At 65.3% G+C, this 13,634-nt stretch carries 8 protein-coding genes; 5 read left to right on the top strand and 3 right to left on the bottom strand.

The genetic code is table 11. The features are described 5' to 3' along the window. The first annotated feature begins 70 nt into the window (after positions 1-70). A complete protein-coding gene (locus tag DCM80_RS15895) occupies positions 71-2,830 on the top strand; it encodes a di-heme-cytochrome C peroxidase (protein ID WP_257192539.1) in 2,760 nt (919 codons plus the stop codon). A gap of 63 nt (positions 2,831-2,893) precedes the next feature. Here the strand turns inward: DCM80_RS15895 and DCM80_RS15890 are convergent, their stop codons facing one another. Then, complete coding sequence (locus DCM80_RS15890) at positions 2,894-3,841, bottom strand: alpha/beta fold hydrolase (RefSeq protein WP_257176365.1); 948 nt, start codon at positions 3,839-3,841, stop codon at positions 2,894-2,896. A 220-nt stretch (positions 3,842-4,061) separates the two neighbouring features. Here DCM80_RS15890 and DCM80_RS15885 point away from each other — a divergent pair, with 220 nt between their 5' ends. Next, positions 4,062-4,535 (top strand): Hsp20 family protein, encoded by a 474-nt coding sequence (locus DCM80_RS15885; protein WP_257192538.1) that lies wholly within the window; start codon positions 4,062-4,064, stop codon positions 4,533-4,535. Between the two features lie 148 nt (positions 4,536-4,683). Further along, positions 4,684-5,454, top strand: a complete 771-nt coding sequence (locus tag DCM80_RS15880; RefSeq protein ID WP_257192537.1) for an alpha/beta fold hydrolase — start codon at positions 4,684-4,686, stop codon at positions 5,452-5,454. Positions 5,455-5,592: 138 nt separating this feature from the next. Here DCM80_RS15880 and DCM80_RS15875 read toward each other — a convergent pair whose 3' ends face one another. Continuing rightward, complete coding sequence (locus DCM80_RS15875) at positions 5,593-6,363, bottom strand: hypothetical protein (protein ID WP_257192536.1); 771 nt, start codon at positions 6,361-6,363, stop codon at positions 5,593-5,595. 492 nt (positions 6,364-6,855) lie between these two features. Between DCM80_RS15875 and gltB the strand changes: the two genes are divergently transcribed. Continuing rightward, positions 6,856-11,601 carry a glutamate synthase large subunit gene (gltB, locus tag DCM80_RS15870; RefSeq protein WP_257192535.1) on the top strand — a complete coding sequence of 1,582 codons (4,746 nt, stop codon included), beginning with the start codon at positions 6,856-6,858 and terminating at the stop codon, positions 11,599-11,601. Between the two features lie 141 nt (positions 11,602-11,742). Next, positions 11,743-13,194: a glutamate synthase subunit beta gene (locus DCM80_RS15865; RefSeq protein ID WP_257192534.1), complete on the top strand. Its 1,452-nt coding sequence runs from the start codon at positions 11,743-11,745 to the stop codon at positions 13,192-13,194. 162 nt (positions 13,195-13,356) lie between these two features. On the opposite strand, the gene DCM80_RS15860 is transcribed toward DCM80_RS15865, so the two are convergent. Further along, a complete protein-coding gene (locus DCM80_RS15860) occupies positions 13,357-13,623 on the bottom strand; it encodes a hypothetical protein (protein ID WP_257192533.1) in 267 nt (88 codons plus the stop codon). Between the last annotated feature and the right edge of the window lie 11 nt (positions 13,624-13,634).

Below are 13,634 nucleotides of genomic sequence, written 5' to 3'. Positions count from 1 at the left end.
CGGTTTGTTAGGACTTTCCGCGCTTGATCGGCGCGCCATTTCACGATTCGCTGTTTTCAGGATTTGGGCCATGCACGATCCCGCCTCGAAGCCTCCCTTCGATCCCTCGATCCCGGTCTCGCCGAACAATCCATGCCCGTTCCTGCGCGGCCTCGTCGGCGAAGGTTTCGTCGAGGGTGGCACTGTCCCGCTCGGCAAGCTCTCGGAGACGATCGCGAATGCGACCGGCGAGACCGGACTGAAGAAAGCCTCTGCCCGCCTCCAGGTCCGCGGCGTTGCGCTGATCGCCAACGGCTTCAAGCACATCCTGAAGAGTATCTTCTCGGGCGCGCAGCTCGACGCTCTGCGCGACGGTCCGCTCGACAAGCACGGCGCCGGCTCGCGCATCCTCGGCGTCGACGGCAAGGTCAACGAGGACGAGATTACGCGGCTCGCGAGCTTCGGCCGGACTTATACCGACCCGAACGGCGGCTCCGAGCTCGGCCTCAACGCCTCGGATATCAAGCTCTTCATGCGCGACAATCTCAAGCGCGCCGGCAGCGCTGCGCGCTGGTACTACCCGCTGCTGATGAAGTTCGAATGGCCGATCCTCCTGAAGATCATCGGCAAGGGGACAGGCGAGGATCGCTATCTCAGCGTCGCCGACGTGCGCACGCTGTTCAACGAGCGCCAATTCCCCGCGCGCATCAACCAGCTTCTGGTCCCGCCGGTGCTGTCGACCTGCCAGCGCGTGGTGCGGGGCGCCCTCAAGCTGGCGGCCGTGCTGATCGCCGTTGGTCTCGTCACCCTCGTCGCGGTCGCCGAATTCCCCAACCAGGTCCGCGCCATGCTGCCCCAGAAGGGCATCCTCGTGAACCTGCTGCCGCCGCCCTTGCCTGCAGTGCCGGAAACGAAGGCCGCCTTCTGGCTCGAGCAAAACTGGTCGCTGAAGGACCGGCACTGGTTCCATCATGCCAGCCAGGGCACCGCGACCTTTCCGGTTCCCTATGAGTGGTTCGTGGCGCTGGAGCAGCCGCGCCTGCACCTGTTCTCGAAGCCGGGCCTGATGAAGGACAGCGGCTATCTCGAAGGCTTCGGCTTCATTCCGAGTCCGCAGTCGATCCAGACCGACACGACGACATTGCGCCGCTTCGGCTACGCCAATGTCTACGAGACGACGCAGGTGCCGGACTGGTCGACCAGGTGGACGCCGGCGGAGAACGTCGACGGCCTGCCGGTCGGCTTCGCGCGGATGACCGGCGTCGTCGATCCCGCGACCGGCCGCCGCGAGGACGACATGATCGGGCTGACCTGCGCGGCCTGCCACACCGGCCAGATCCATTATCAGGGCGTGGACGTCCGCTTCGACGGCGGCCCGGCCATGACCGACCTGAAGAAGCTGGAGCTCTCCACCGGCCTGTCGATCGCCTATACGCTGTACGTCCCGTTCCGCTTCCAGCGCTTCGCCGATCGCGTGCTCGGCCCCAACGCCAGCAAGACGGACCGCGCCGCCCTCAAGCAGAAGCTCAGCGCGATCGGGACGTTCCTGATCGACTGGCAAAAGACCTACGAGGCGACGATCGACGGCAAGAAGACCTGGGACGACAAGAAGCAGCAGGACACCGTCGAAGGGTTCGGCCGCCTCGATGCCCTCAACCGCATCGGCAACCAGGTCTTCTCGCAGGATCTGGCGCTGAGCGGGGTCAAGGGCTTCGAGAAGAACCTGCACGCCCAGGACGCCCCGGTCAGCTACCCCGCGATCTGGACCGTGCCCTGGTTCAAGTTCGCCCAGTACGACGCCTCGATCGAGCAGCCGCTGATCCGCAACGCCGGCGAAGCGCTCGGCGTGACCGCGCTGCTCAACCTGTCCGACGCTTATCCGGAGGAGAGGATTTGGCGCTCCTCGGTGAACATCAGGACGCTCGGCTGGATCGAGGACATGCTGAGGGGCCCCGATCCGTTCAAATCGCCCGGGCCCAACAAGACGTTCGGCGGTCTGCTCGCGCCGCAATGGCCGTCACAGATCCTCGGTGACGCCTGGAGGATCGATCAGAAGAAGGCCGACAACGGCCGCAAGATCTACGAGGAGATGTGTTCCGGATGTCACCTGCCGGCCGTCAACACCGACGCTTTCTGGTCATCGAAGCATTGGGAGCCGAGCGGCGACAGCAAGGTCCTGAACGCGGTGACGATTCCACTCAAGGAGATCAACACGGATCCCGAGCAGTCCCTGATTCTCAGCAACAGGATCGTCGACGTGCCCGCCTTCCTGAAGGTGAACACGGCCGACCTCCAGACATGGTGGCAATGCGAGGTTCCCACCGCGAGCAAATCGCCCAACGAGATGGTCTATGCGCTCGGCCTCATGACCGTGGTCGACCTCGTCGCTCGCAAATGGATGGACGACGAGAAGGTCTCGGATGCCGAGCGGGCGAGATTGTGGAATCTGGCGCGCAAGAACTGTCTCAATCCGGCGCCCGATCCGCGCTATCGCGCGCGGCCGCTGAACGGGATCTGGGCCACGGCTCCCTATCTGCACAACGGCTCGGTGCCCTCGCTGTACTGGCTGCTGAAGCCGGCAGGCGAGCGCCCGACCAGGTTCTGCATGGGCCGCCGCGACTATGATCCCGTGACCGTCGGCTTTGCTGTCGCCGCAAACGAAACGTGCAAGACGGGTGAAACGGAGTTCTCTGCGACGGGATCCGATGGCAAGCCGATCCAGGGCAACAGCGTGCTCGGCCATTCCTTCGAGCGCAAGGACGGCGAGCCGAAACGGCCGGGCGTCATCGGCCGCGCCTTCAAGGACGACGCCGAGCGCTACGACCTGATCGAGTATCTGAAGACGCTGTAGCGGCTTTCTTACCTCTCCCCGTAAGAACGGGGCGAGGGAGCGCACCGCCTTCGCGGGATTATCTCACTTGAACAGCGGCGTGCCCGGCACGAAGGCGTCGAAGGCGGCCCAGAACTGCGAGCGGTAGCGATCCTGCTCCTGCAGGATCTCGTGCTTGGCGCCGGCAATCACGAGATGGGATCCGGCGCGCAGATGATAGGCGAACTCCTCGATCGCCGCGGTCGAGACCACGGTGTCGTTGGAGGCCGCCAGCATCAGGATCGGCTGCCGGATCTCGGAGGGATAGTTGGCGCGCTTGAAAGTCTGCATGGCGCGGAAGGCGGTATCGGCCCAGGCCACGGTCGGCGATGCCAGGCCGAGCGTCGGATCCTCCTCCAAGATCGCGGCATTGCGGGCATAGCGCACGGGATCGCTGGTCACGGGATTGTTGATGAAGGGGTCGAGCCCGGTGAGGCGGTCGCTGCCGCCGGGGACATAGCGGCCGCCCTGCCCGAGCAGGCGCATAGTCTTCAGCAGCGCCCGCACCGGAAACGAGGTCGTGCGGCCGGGCAGGTCGATCATCGGAGCCGACAGCACCATGCGGTCGAACCAGCGCTTGCCCGCATGCGCCACCCGCAGCATCACCGTGCCGCCCATGGAATGGGCCAGCGCGAAGAAGGGCGGCGGGCAATCCGGCAGCACCACCTGCTGCACGAAGGCCTCGACGTCGATCTCGAAATCGGAGAAATCGCGCACATAGCCCTTGCGCGGGTCGCGCAGGCGGCGCGAGGAATGGCCCTGCCCGCGCCAGTCGATCATCGCCACGGCAAAGCCGCGGTCGCGCAGGTCGCGCACGGTCTCGAAATATTTCTCGATCTGCTCGCTGCGCCCGGTGAAGACGCAGACCGTGCCCTTGCGGTTCGCCGGCGGGGCCCAGCGCGCGAAGCGTAGCTCGACGCCATCGGGGGTCTTGATGGTGCCGCTGACGACGTTTTCGGGGACGGGGTTGGACGGGATCGAGACCAGCGTCATGTTTGGAGGTGCTTGGGCGCGAAGTGCTGCAAATCAAGGGGCCAAAGCGCCGAAAAGGCGCAAATGCCGCCCTCTTGAACGCCGTCTCGTTCCACCCATATCACCTTCGTGCAGGCCGCTACCAGTGTTTCGGAACCGGAACATCAGGCTGCACACAGATGAAAGCCCGGCCCGATTGGCGGGCGGGTTACCCAACAGTCGCTCAATGGAGGACTTGACCATGCGTAGCTACGATCTCACCCCGTTCTATCGTTCCACCGTCGGCTTCGACCGCCTCTTCAGCCTGCTCGACCAGGCCGGTTCGGACGGCAGCAGCCCCGGCTATCCCCCCTACAACATCGAGCGCACCGGCGAGAACGCCTACCGCATCACCGTTGCGGTTTCGGGTTTCGTCAAGGACGAGCTCTCCATCGTCGCGAAGGAAAACACGCTGACGATCAAGGGCGAAAAGGTCGCCAACGAGAACAGCAAGAACGAAGTGCTCTACCGCGGCATCGCCGCGCGTGCCTTCGAGCGCGCCTTCCAGCTCGCCGACTTCGTGCAGGTGAAGGACGCCTCGCTCGAGAACGGGCTGCTTCACGTCGACCTCGTCCGCGAGATTCCCGAGGCGAAGAAGCCGCGACAGATCGCGATCAACACCGGCGCCCCGAAGGCGCAGGTGATCGAGAACTCGGCCGCGCAAGCCGCCGCGTAAATCGCGCGTCACTTCCAGGTTACGAAACGCCCCGGTGCCCCGGGGCGTTTTATTTTGCGCTGCATCACAGAGCGGTGAGGATGCGTAACGCGGCCGCCGCGCGCTCCGTCCTTTGGATATCGACACCAAAACAAGACGGAGAACGATCATGTCACTTTGGCGCAGCCTTTTCGTCGCCGCGAGCCTTTTGGCGGCTCCCCTCAGCCTTGCGCAGGCGCAAACATCGCAAACCGTGAAGGCCAGGAACGTCGTGCTGGTACACGGTGCCTGGGCCGACGGCTCCAGCTGGTCGGAGGTGATCCCGATCCTCCAGGCCGCTGGCCTGCACGTGACCGCGGTCCAGAACCCGCTGTCGTCGCTCAGCGACTCCGTCGAGGCGACCAAGCGCGCGCTGGCCGAGCAGGATGGTCCCACGGTGCTGGTCGCGCATTCCTGGGGCGGCACCGTGATCAGCCAGGTCGGCACCGATCCGAAAGTGACCGGCCTCGTCTATGTCGCCGCCCGCGCGCCCGATGCGAACGAGGATTTTGTCGCGCTGTCGAAGCAGTTTCCGACCGGCCCGGTGCGCGCCGGCATCGTTGAGCGCGATGGCTATACCAAGCTTTCGGAAGACGCCTTCCTGAAGTACTTTGCCAACGGCGTGAAGCCTGAGCAGGCCAAGGAGCTCTATGCCGTGCAATGGCCGACCGCGGCCTCGATCTTCGCCGGCCGCACCACGGAAGCGGCGTGGCGCAGCAAGCCGAGCTGGTACGCGGTGTCGAAGAACGACTACACCATCAACCCCGATCTCGAGCGCTTCCTCGCCAAGCGCATGAACGCCACCACGATCGAGCTCGACGCCGGCCATCTCTCGCTGGTGTCGCATCCGAAAGAGGTGGCCAATCTGATCCTGGAAGCGGCGGGATATCCGCGGAGCTGAGGTGAGGCCGCCTTTATGCCGAAGCGCCCGATATTTTCGGGCGCTTTTTGTTTTGATCAATCTCTCCCGGTGTCGTCCCCGCGAACGCGGGGATGACACCGTTGGTGTGGCTGGTGCCGTCGCGCCAGACTCGCAGCGCTAGTCCAGCCCTTGCGCGGCCGGCATCTCCTGCGTGGGCAGGATCGCCGGGGCTGGCTTGGCTTGGCCGACGGTCGGCGCGGCGGCTTCCGGTGCGGCCTCGACTGGCTTTGCTTGCACGGCAGCGGCCTGCTGTGCGGAGGCCTGCGGCGCGCGAGCCTGCTGCGTCGCGGGCTCGGCCGGCCTGGCGACGGCGGCCGGCGTCTCGCCGCGTCGTGGGGCTGCCTTGGGCAGCGGCACGGTGCGAGATGCCACATGCGGGATCGCGGCCGGCGGGCGCGGCGGGCCGCTGCGGACCATGGTTGGCGGCGGCAGCGCGGTTTGCGGCCCGTAAGGGGCGACCGCGCGTTCTTCATAGGCAGGCGCCATGCCGTAGGCGTCAGTGGCCGGCAGGAAGCGGATGATCCGGCCATCGCGGGCGTCGATCACGAGCCGGCCATCGTCGCCGCGGCGGTCGATCACCGCGATCGTGTAGACGCTGCCGCGCAGGCGCGGGATGCCGAGCGGGGAGAAGCCGTTGTCGCGCAGGACCGCATAGACCTCGGTGGCCGGCAACAGTGCAGGCGCCGGGCCGCGCTCCTCATAGCCATAACCGTAGCCGTAACGCGGCGGCGGGGGTGGCGCGGCTTCGCCCGGCCCGTACGGTCCGTCGAAATCCGACACCGCGATATAGCCCCCGCCCCCGATACCGACGGCTGGAACCTGGGCCCGCGCGGTGGTTGCAGCCAGCACCAGCGCGGCAGCGGCCACACATCCTGTGAAAAACTTCATGGTCGATACGCTCCTGTCAGGCCCTCGGATGCCTCGCGCTCTTTCGCTTGTGACGGCGTGGCGCTCGGTTCGAAGGGCCAAGGCGAAGCTTCATTGAGGATTCCGGCGTCTACAGGGCCGGATCAGGGCGCGTTCCTTTCGAAATCGCGGCTGCGCAACTTTTGGAAAGCGATTGATCGACTTGAGGGGAATCGGGACTTCCGCACGCTTGTGTGCTAGACAAAAATTTGGCAAGGTGATGGTTAGGACAGGAAGACTGTCTCAATTTTGCTCGCGATCCCGGCACAGGGATTGCAGCGAATCCTGGTGCTCTCGGGACCCAGGAAGGTACCAGGCAAAGCCGTTCTCGGGGACGAAGAACGCCTAGGCCTGAATTTAAGAAAATGCGGCTCGCAAAGGACGAGCGGTAACCCAGAGGCGGGTGCCGCGGAACGCCCAAGGTGCGCCGAAGATGGCGGTGAGACAGCTTGCCGCACGGAGAGGACAGGAACAATGAACGGGTCGCAATTCGAGCGCGGAAACATCGTGGCAGAACAGCTGTCGGCGACGGTCGCCTCGAAAACGACCGATCCGATCACCTCACCCATTCAGGAGCACAATTGGCGCCCCGAAGCCGAAGGACTGTACGATCCGAGCCTGGAGAAGGACAGCTGCGGCGTCGGCTTCATCGCCAACATCAAGGGCAAGAGGTCGCACGAGATCGTCTCGGACGCGCTGAACATCCTCTGCAATCTCGAGCATCGCGGCGCCGTCGGCGCCGACCCGCGCGCCGGTGACGGCGCCGGCATCCTGGTGCAGATCCCGCACGCCTTCTTCAGCCGCAAGGCCGGGGAGCTCGGCTTTACGCTGCCGGCGCCCGGCGAATACGCCATCGGCGCGCTGTTCATGCCGCGCGACACCGCCTGGCGCACCGTCATCAAGAGCATCATCGCCGACCAGATCAAGGAAGAGGGCCTGACCCTGCTCGGCTGGCGCACCGTACCGACCGACAATTCCTCGCTCGGCGTCACCGTGAAGCCGACCGAGCCCGCCTGCATGCAGGTGTTCATCGGCCGCAACGGCACCGCCAAGACCGAGGACGAGTTCGAGCGCCGGCTCTACATCCTGCGCAAGTCGATCTCGCAGGCGATCTACCAGCGCCGCGACCGCGGACTTGCGGGCTATTACCCCTGCTCGCTGTCCTGCCGCACCGTGATCTACAAGGGCATGTTCCTCGCCGACCAGCTCGGCAAGTACTATCCCGATCTGCACGAGAAGGACTTCGAGAGCGCGCTCGCGCTCGTGCACCAGCGCTTCTCGACCAACACCTTCCCGGCCTGGTCGCTCGCGCATCCCTACCGCATGATCGCGCACAACGGCGAGATCAACACGCTGCGCGGCAACACCAACTGGATGGCGGCGCGGCAGGCTTCGGTGAGCTCCGAGCTGTACGGCAAGGACATCAACCGGCTCTGGCCCATCTCTTACGAAGGCCAGTCGGACACCGCCTGCTTCGACAACGCGCTCGAATTCCTGGTGCAGGGCGGCTACTCGCTGCCGCACGCCGTCATGATGATGATTCCGGAGGCGTGGGCCGGCAATCCGCTGATGGATGAGAAGCGCCGCGCCTTCTACGAATATCACGCCGCGCTGATGGAGCCGTGGGACGGCCCCGCCGCGATCGCCTTCACCGACGGCCGCCAGATCGGCGCCACGCTCGACCGCAACGGCCTCAGGCCGGCGCGCTATCTCGTCACCAAGGACGACCGCATCGTGATGGCGTCCGAGATGGGCGTGCTGACCATCCCCGAGGACCAGATCGTCACCAAGTGGCGCTTGCAGCCCGGCAAGATGCTGCTGGTCGACCTCGAGCAGGGTCGCCTCATTCCCGACGACGAGATCAAGGCCGAGCTCGCCAAGAGCCATCCCTACAAGGAATGGCTGGAGCGGACCCAGATCGTGCTGGAAGAGCTGCCGAAGGTCCCGACCACAGGCGTGCGCTCCAATCTGTCACTGCTGGATCGCCAGCAGGCGTTCGGCTACAGCCAGGAAGACATTGCTATCCTGATGACGCCGATGGCGGCCACCGGCGAAGAGGCGGCGGGCTCGATGGGCAACGACACGCCGATCTCGGCGCTGTCGGACAAGGCCAAGCCGCTGTTCACCTACTTCAAGCAGAACTTCGCGCAGGTCACCAACCCGCCGATCGACCCGATTCGCGAGGAGCTGGTGATGAGCCTCGTCTCCATCATCGGACCGCGGCCGAACCTGTTCGACCTGCAGGGCATGGCCACCACCAAGCGTCTCGAAGTGCGTCAGCCGATCCTGACCGACGCGGATCTGGAAAAGATCCGCTCGATCTCCGACGTGGCCGACACCCACTTCAAGTCGCGCACGCTGGACACGACTTTCCACGCCGGTCTCGGCGCGGCCGGCATGGACCAGGTGCTGGACGAGCTTTGCGCGCGCGCCGAGAGCGCGGTGCGCGAGGGCGTCAACATCATCATCCTGTCCGACCGCATGGTCGGCACCGACCGGGTGCCGATCCCGTCGCTGCTGGCTTGTGCCTCGGTGCATCATCACCTGATCCGCACCGGTTTGCGCACCTCGGTCGGCCTCGTCGTCGAATCCGGCGAGCCGCGCGAAGTGCACCACTTCGCCTGTCTCGCGGGCTACGGCGCGGAGGCGATCAATCCCTACCTCGCGTTCGAGACCATCATCGCGATGAAGGATCGCCTGCCCGGCTCGCTCGACGACTACGAGATCGTCAAGCGCTACATCAAGTCGATCGGCAAGGGCCTGCTCAAGGTGATGTCCAAGATGGGCATCTCGACCTACCAGTCCTATTGCGGCGCTCAGATCTTCGACGCCGTCGGCCTCAAGGCCGACTTCGTCGCCAAATTCTTTGCCGGCACCCACACCCGCGTCGAAGGCGTCGGCCTTGCCGAGATCGCCGAGGAAGCGGTGCGGCGTCACGCCGACGCGTTCGGCGAGGCGCAGGTCTACAAGAACGCGCTCGACGTCGGCGGCGAATATGCCTATCGCAGCCGCGGCGAGGACCATGCCTGGACCGCGGAGTCGGTGTCGCTGCTGCAGCACGCCGCGCGCGGCAATTCGCAGGAGCGCTACCGCGCCTTCGCCAAGATCCTCAACGAGCAGTCCGAGCGTTTGCTGACGCTGCGCGGCCTGTTCCGGATCAAGAGCGCGGAGGAGGAGAAGCGCAAGCCGATCCCGCTCGACCAGGTCGAGCCGGCCAAGGACATCGTCAAGCGCTTCGCCACGGGTGCGATGAGCTTCGGCTCGATCTCGCGCGAGGCACACACCACGCTCGCGATCGCCATGAACCGGATCGGCGGTAAGTCGAACACCGGCGAAGGCGGCGAGGAAGCCGACCGCTTCAAGCCGATGCCGAACGGCGATTCCATGCGCTCGGCGATCAAGCAGGTCGCCTCGGGCCGCTTCGGCGTCACCACGGAGTATCTCGTCAACTCCGACATGATGCAGATCAAGATGGCGCAAGGTGCCAAGCCCGGCGAAGGCGGCCAGCTGCCCGGCCACAAGGTCGACGCCACCATCGCCAAGGTCCGTCACTCGACGCCGGGCGTCGGCCTGATCTCACCGCCGCCGCACCACGACATCTACTCGATCGAGGACCTGGCGCAGCTGATCTACGACCTCAAGAACGTCAACCCGACGGGCGACGTCTCGGTCAAGCTGGTCTCCGAGATCGGCGTCGGCACGGTGGCAGCGGGCGTTGCCAAGGCGCGCGCCGACCATGTCACCATCGCGGGCTTCGAGGGCGGCACCGGCGCTTCGCCGCTGACCTCGATCAAGCATGCCGGCTCGCCGTGGGAGATCGGCCTCGCCGAAACCCACCAGACCCTGGTGCGCGAGCGGCTGCGCAGCCGCATCGTGGTCCAGGTCGACGGCGGCTTCCGCACCGGCCGTGACGTCGTGATCGGCGCGCTGCTCGGGGCCGACGAGTTCGGCTTCGCCACCGCGCCCCTGATCGCGGCCGGCTGCATCATGATGCGCAAGTGCCATCTCAACACCTGCCCGGTCGGCGTCGCGACCCAGGATCCCGTCCTGCGCAAGCGCTTCACCGGCCAGCCCGAGCACGTGATCAACTACTTCTTCTTCGTCGCGGAGGAAGTCCGCGAGATCATGGCCTCGCTCGGCTTCCGCACCTTCAACGAGATGGTCGGCCAGGTACAGCTGCTCGACCAGACCAAGCTGGTCGCGCATTGGAAGGCCAAGGGCCTCGACTTCTCCAAGCTGTTCGTCAAGCAGAAGGAAGAGAAGGGCCAGAAGATCTATCACTCCGAGCGCCAGAACCATCATCTGGAGGCGGTGCTCGACCGCTCGCTGATCGAGCAGGCCAAGCCTGCGCTCGACCGCGGCGCGCCGGTGAAGATCGAGGCCAGCATCAACAGCACCAACCGCTCCGCAGGCGCGATGCTGTCCGGTGCCGTCGCCAAGATCTACGGCCATGCCGGCCTGCCGCACGACACCATCCATGTCAGCCTGAAGGGCACCGCCGGCCAGGCCTTCGGCGCCTGGCTCGCCCACGGCGTCACCTTCGAGCTCGAGGGTGAAGGCAACGACTATGTCGGCAAGGGCCTGTCGGGCGGCAAGATCATCGTCAAGCCGCCGAAGAACTCCGGCATCGTGCCGGAGGAGAGCATCATCGTCGGCAACACCGTGATGTACGGTGCGATCGAGGGCGAGTGCTATTTCCGCGGCATCGCCGGCGAGCGCTTTGCCGTGCGCAATTCGGGCGCGGTCGCCGTGGTCGAGGGCGCGGGCGATCATTGCTGCGAATACATGACCGGCGGCATTGTGGTCGTGCTCGGCAAGACCGGGCGCAACTTCGCGGCCGGCATGTCCGGCGGCATCGCCTACGTGCTCGACGAGACCGGCGACTTCGACAAGCTGTGCAATCTCAGCATGGTCGAGCTCGAACCCGTGCTGTCCGAGGAGCTGATCAACGCCGGCACCTATCACCATGCCGGCGACCTCGAGGCGCACGGCCGGGTCGACGTGTTCAAGAACCTGCTCGCCTCCGACGTCGAGCGGCTGCATGTGCTGATCTCGCGCCATGCGAAAGCCACCGGCTCCAAGCGCGCCGCCGACATCCTTGCCAATTGGAAGGAATGGCTGCCCAAATTCCGCAAGGTGATGCCGGTCGAGTACCGGCGCGCGCTGCGCGAAATGGCCGCCAACGCGGACGCCGAGCCGAAAATCGCGATCGGGGCGTAAGGCATCACACCCCGTCATTGCGAGCGAAGCGAAGCAATCCAGACGTTCTCCTCGATAGCAGACTGGATTGCTTCGTCGCTTCGCTCCTCGCAATGACGGTGAGAAGCAACAAACGACTAAGCGGCAGGGACTTCGGGTTTAATGGGCAAGATCACGGGTTTTCTCGAAATCGAACGGCGCGACCGCAAGTACACCCCGGTCGCCGAGCGCGTGAAGCATTACAAGGAATTCGTCGTTCCGCTCTCCGAGAAGGAGGTGCGCGACCAGGCGGCGCGCTGCATGAACTGCGGCATTCCCTATTGCCACGGCACCGGCTCGGTCGCACCCGGCACGCCCGGCTGCCCGGTCAACAACCAGATCCCCGACTGGAACGACCTCGTCTATCAGGGCAATTGGGAAGAGGCGTCGCGCAACCTGCACTCGACCAACAATTTCCCGGAGTTCACGGGGCGCATCTGCCCGGCGCCGTGCGAGGCATCCTGCACGCTCAACATCGACGACAACCCGGTCACCATCAAGACCATCGAATGCGCGATCGTCGACCGTGCCTGGGATAGCGGCTGGCTCAAGCCTGAGATCGCCGCGCACAAGACCGGCAAGAAGGTCGCCGTGATCGGCGCAGGGCCGGCCGGCATGGCCTGCGCCCAGCAGCTGGCGCGTGCCGGCCACGACGTCCACGTCTACGAGAAGTACGCCAAGGCCGGCGGCCTGCTGCGCTACGGCATCCCCGACTTCAAGATGGAGAAGGGCGTCATCGACCGCCGCGTCACCCAGATGGAAGCCGAAGGCGTCACCTTCCATTACGGCAGCCATGTCGGCGCGGACGGCAATGTCGATCCGCGCGAGATGCTCAACGAGTACGACGCGGTGGCGCTGACCGGCGGCGCGGAAGCCCCGCGCGACCTGCCGATCCCCGGCCGCGAGCTGTCCGGCATCCACTACGCCATGGACTTCCTGCCGCAGCAGAACCGCCGCGTCTCGAATGAGCCGCTCGGCGGCGTCCAGGAGATTTTGGCGGGCGGCAAGCATGTCGTCGTCATCGGTGGCGGCGACACCGGATCCGACTGCATCGGCACCTCGCTGCGCCAGGGCGCGCTCTCGGTGACCCAGCTCGAGATCATGCCAGCTCCGCCCGAGCGCGAGAACAAGGGCCTGACCTGGCCGAACTGGCCGCTGAAGATGCGGACCTCCTCCAGCCAGGCCGAAGGCGCGGTGCGCGAATACGCCGTGCTGACGCAGAAGTTTTCCGGCGAGGACGGCAAGGTCAAGAAGCTGCACTGCGTGCACGTCGACGACAAGTTCAAGCCGATTGCCGGCACCGAGTTCGAGCTCGAGGCCGACCTCGTCCTGCTCGCCATGGGCTTCGTCCATCCCGTGCACGAGGGCCTCTTGAAGCTGCTCTCGGTCGAGCTCGACCCGCGCGGCAACGTCAAGGCCAACACGCTGGACTACCAGACCTCGCGCCCCAACGTGTTTTCCGCCGGCGACATGCGCCGCGGCCAGTCGCTGGTGGTGTGGGCGATCCGCGAAGGCCGGCTGTGCGCCCGGTCGATCGACACATTTTTGATGGGGAAGACGGATCTGCCGCGGTAGTCGCGGCACGCGTCGCCGCAGTTCAACAAACGGTGTCATCGCCCGGCTTGACCGGGCGATCCAGTATTCCAGAGAGAGTCGTAATTGAATCGATAAGCCGCGGCGTACTGGATGCCCCGGTCAAGCCGGGGCATGACAGCGGAGTGAATGGAGCGACGGGCTTCACACCAATACGTGCGGGAAGTCGCGCGCGTCCCACTCGTCAAGCCGGAACAGCACCTTGCCGTATTCGAGAAGCTTGTCGCTCGGTCGATAGGGGCGCGTCGAAACCTCAACGTCCGATGGGACTTCACTTGGCATCAAGTGAAAATGCTCGTTGGTTTCGTTCAGGGCCAGTAGCTGCTTCACAAGAAGGTCTCGGCCTTCTGGATTATGCCAAAGCTCGAATTCGCCAGCCGAATTGATGTCCAAGGTAATTCGAGCGGCCATGACGGCTTGCC

The sequence above is a fragment of the Bradyrhizobium sp. WBOS08 genome (assembly GCF_024585125.1).
In the GTDB taxonomy this organism is placed as follows: domain Bacteria; phylum Pseudomonadota; class Alphaproteobacteria; order Rhizobiales; family Xanthobacteraceae; genus Bradyrhizobium; species Bradyrhizobium japonicum_B.
The sequence above is the reverse complement of the archived record's forward strand: the minus strand, read 5'-3'. Positions and strand labels throughout refer to the sequence as shown.